The sequence below is a fragment of the Pseudomonas sp. B3G-3 genome (assembly GCF_028640915.1).
Classification (GTDB): Bacteria; Pseudomonadota; Gammaproteobacteria; order Pseudomonadales; family Pseudomonadaceae; genus Aquipseudomonas; species Aquipseudomonas chlororaphis_I.
The window spans coordinates 1346-5208 of sequence record NZ_JAQZAB010000112.1 but is presented as its reverse complement, the minus strand read 5'-3'; the positions used below and the strand labels follow the sequence as shown (position 1 = coordinate 5208).

Here is a 3863-nt window from a genome sequence, read left to right as displayed (position 1 = left end):
ACACAAGGCGGGAACCCTCAAAGGGCGACGCCTCCCACTCCCACTGAACGGGTGCGCCATTTGCCAGCGGCAAACTATCGCCCGCAGCTGCGCGGAACATCACGGTGGGATTTCCTACCTGATGCCAGAGGCCGACGCGCGGCGAAGGTTGGCCGCTAGTACTAGTAGGGGCTGGTGATGGAGGCAAAGGGCACTGGCGATCAATGTCAGGGAAGCGTTTCTTTGGATCGGTCTGCAGTTGCTTGTCGAGGTTTTTGTAACAAGCAGCTCTCTGGATATCTTTCGAGACTCCAAACTCCCCATTTTTGAAAGTCCTATAAAGCTTGTAAAGACTCTTATCACTCCCAAGAGAGGCTGCTTTTTGGAAATACTCTAAAGCCCGAAAAGGGTCTTCCTCAACGAGTAAGAAATGCATACCCAGCGTATGGCCGGCTGCAGCCAAATCCTGCCCCAGCGCGCACTCCAGCATTTGCACGGCAATAGAAAATCCTCGATTTTTTTCCGATTCCCCCTGTCGAATAAATGCATCACGGATTGCCTCTCCTGTTGCGTGCTGCCCATAGCGATTTCCCAAATCTGCGGAACGTCGGAAGAAGCTCATGGCAGCGCGATCGTCTCGCTTGACACCAATCCCTTGTTGCAACATGACGCCCATGAGATAAAACGCATGGGGAGAGTTGAGTTTCATCGCTTGCTCAACAAGATCGACCGCCTTTCCTTCGTCTTTGACAACGCCAATTCCACGCACATAGAGGCCAGCAAGATTGAGCATGGCCTTATAGTGCCCGCGTTCCGCGGCTTCTCGGTAAAGATCAACCATTTCGCGGTCATTGGCTTCGTTGTTTTTCTCCTCGAAAATGCGAGCTTTCTGATACAGCTTGTCCGCGTCTGGATCAAGCGGGGGATTTTGCTCTTTGGAACAAGTGAATTGGAGCGTTTTCCAAAGGTGGGGATCGCGATCCATGTGACTTTCTCCCAGAGGGTTTGCCTTGGTGCCCGAAAAAATTAAGATTAGTAGCGCCCCCAAGATATAGATGCTTGCTTTCAATCCGGCGCCCCCCATGATTTATTGTTTGGATCATGAAAACTAAGGAGCGAAGAAGAAAGCGCCTTACCTTTCTTCGCGAAGATATCATTGCTTTCCATATCATCTCCCCAGCGACGATACTCGTCACGAAGCTCGATTTCTGGGCTACTTCCCGTATGAATTTCCCACAGTTTTTCTCGCCACTGCTTGGTCAATTCAGGAGAGGGGCATGAAATATTCAGTTCGCTATCACCCTCCATGCTGCGCGCATTGATATTTGCCGAGCCGAGAGTAAAGAACACGTCATCGACCAACATAAGTTTTGAATGAACATAAATTGGGTTGTACTTAACCTCGCACATGGACTTTCCTACAACATCACCTCTCACCTGCAATGTGCAAACATGGATGTTCACCCCATCTAGGTCGATCTTGCGCAGTTCGGCGTCCGGGTCGGGCTTTTTTTCTGTATCGCGGTGATATTTCGGCATCCGACTGCCGTGCCCCAACGCATCGAGCATTTCATAGGTGTTGGTTCGACCGGTGCCCTCCGGAATGTTAGTGACCACAAATATGTAGAAGTCTGACGGCCAACCACGGCCTTTTAGCTTGCGGCGAACCTGCCTCAGGAGTTCGGCAAATGCCTTGTAGCGGAAGTACTGGTTCTCAAAGTACATGTAGAAGCGTGCGTTGCCGATCGCCAGTCGATAGGCATCGAGGATAGAGCGGTCATCCTCTTGGGATTGAGTGCGGAGGATTTGCGCCATCTCACCGTTTTCCTCTAGCTCAGGCGTGATGAAGTCTTCGCTCTTGAGGGCTCGCCTTGCCTCACGCCAAGCTTTGGAGGACGAAAACCAGCTCTCGGACTTGCGCCAGGCCTCAACGAAGTTCTCATTGAGATCGTGCAATACCGGTCCCCAAACCTGGCACGATAGGTCCTGCCACGGCTGGAAATTCAAGCGTTCTGGGGAATAGAATTCGTGAGCGTCAGTGTCCCAGTAGTCGCGCAATAAGTTATGGCCCATGACAAAGCCCGTGGCGATTTCAGGGTGCTCATAGTCCACCAGAACGGTCTTCTGGTGGTGGGATGCGAAGAGCGACATACCGATCGTTTGGCTCGGCCCTGCGGTGCCACTTTGTACGGCTTGGTGCAGCACAATGTTTGTGCGATCCCACAGACTAAAGTCACGGGTGCGGAATGTCAGCCGGTCCGGGCGATTTTTGTACCAGTCGCGGTTGTAGGCTGCAGCCTCAGGGTCGTCATTCTTGACTCCCGCGCTATTAAGAACGTTGTGGCCGTACTCGTTGTATCCATCTTTACTGGTACCCCCTTCACTAGAGGGTGCGGTAGAGCCCATACCTGAACCAACAGCCGTCCCGCCGCTGCCCGCCAGACCATCGCCGGGGATATTGTTTTCGGCAAAATTGGCCAGCACGTTCTTCCAGATGAGGATACGAATTTCGATCGGGGGCCTTCCGTCCCAGCCATAGGCTCTGCGGCGCAATAGATCGCCGAGGCGTTCGCCGTTGGGGCGAGTCATTCGCATGCTCGGATCGAAGCCCCAACTGATGATCTCAACACTGTGTTGAGCCTTATCAATTGCGTTGTACACCGCCCTAAATGCCCTATCGCCATTGATCAGCGGCTCGATGCGATTAGCCGGTCGCGGCGGGTACTTCGCCTGACTGACGAACCAGGGGAAACTCAAAATTACCGAGCGCTGGTTTTCCAGTGAAACGGTAAAGGTGTCAGTGGTGGAGATCAATTCCATCTGGTCGCTCTCTCTTAACGGCTTCTGTAACGGGCAAACAGCTGACGGAAAGCATCGCCAACGGCGTTCTCAGTGGCCGCCATATCCCCCGCGTGGTCATGACTCCGGAAGCCTCGATTGGAGAGCTTCTGCATCTCGCGCGTTTCCTTGTCCCCTGCGAACTTGCTCTTGGCATCAATTTCGAAACGCTGTCCCGTGGTCAACTCAACGGCATACTTCTCGACGCCTTCCTGATGCTCCCAGCGCAATCCACCCGTCTCATCAAGCACGCCTTCCTCGATAGGTGACCCATCGGCAAATAGTGTGAAGGGCTCTCCTGCGTATTGGGGCGGGAAGCCAGGTAGGGTGGCCAGTGAGAACTGCATCGTCCGACGCAACGGGTTAACTGTGGCTGCCTCGAAAACAGGGAGTGTGGGCTGCCGCTGACCTGGGCCGATGAACTGGCGATCGGAAAATTGGGCGGAAAAACCGCCGGGCATGCCCATCTCAATGTTGCCGCCTTTCAGCTGGATGTAGGCGCCATCGCACAACAACGTAAGATGTTCTTTGGCCGCGATCAGGATGTGATCTTCGGTCGCGGTGATCTCCAGGCTCTGGTCTGCATCGATTTGGATATTGTTCTGCTGGGCTTGTAGCAGCAGTTCCCCCTGGTGGGCGATGTGTCGCATGTCACCACGCTGCGCAAAGGTACCCAGGCCGTTGGCGGCGTTGATCACGGTGTTCTCGCCCGAGCTCAGTTGCACGTTGCCGTGCGCGGCCACATCCAGGTGCTCGCCCGCGCCCAGGGCGATGGAGCGGGGCGTGCCCGCCGCGATCCCGCCCGGCGCCGATAAGGCGAGCGCCGCTTCAGCGCCCTCACCTGTACCGCCGGCCTGGTCGTTGGCACCGTGGCCCATGTCGCGAACCGCCTCGGTCAGCGTTTGCCGCGGTTTGGCATCGTGGGCCAGCCCCTGGTGCTCGCCGGCATAGTCGCCCAGCGTGCGGGCCAGCTGCAGCGCCGCCTCCAGCGCCGCGATGACGTCCCGCCGGTCCAACTGCCCGCCGTTGGCCTCGGCCTGCGCCTC

At 55.7% G+C, this 3863-nt stretch carries 3 protein-coding genes; all 3 read right to left on the bottom strand.

The features are described 5' to 3' along the window. On the bottom strand, positions 1 to 964 hold a 964-nt coding region (locus PVZ80_RS19720), incomplete at its 3' end, for a tetratricopeptide repeat protein (protein ID WP_273864434.1). A gap of 80 nt (positions 965 to 1044) precedes the next feature. Then, the gene (locus tag PVZ80_RS19715) at positions 1045 to 2799 is read right to left on the bottom strand and encodes a phospholipase D-like domain-containing protein (RefSeq protein WP_273864433.1); all 1755 of its coding nucleotides are present in this window, start codon (positions 2797 to 2799) and stop codon (positions 1045 to 1047) included. A 14-nt stretch (positions 2800 to 2813) separates the two neighbouring features. After that, positions 2814 to 3863, bottom strand: a 1050-nt coding sequence (locus PVZ80_RS19710) for a DUF2345 domain-containing protein (RefSeq protein ID WP_273864432.1), incomplete at its 5' end; no start/stop codon positions are given.

Bases quoted from the DNA above. Each gene is read 5' to 3' on its own strand.
- PVZ80_RS19715 (WP_273864433.1), bottom strand. From the start codon at position 2,799: ATGGAATTGATCTCCACCACTGACACCTTTACCGTTTCACTGGAAAAC.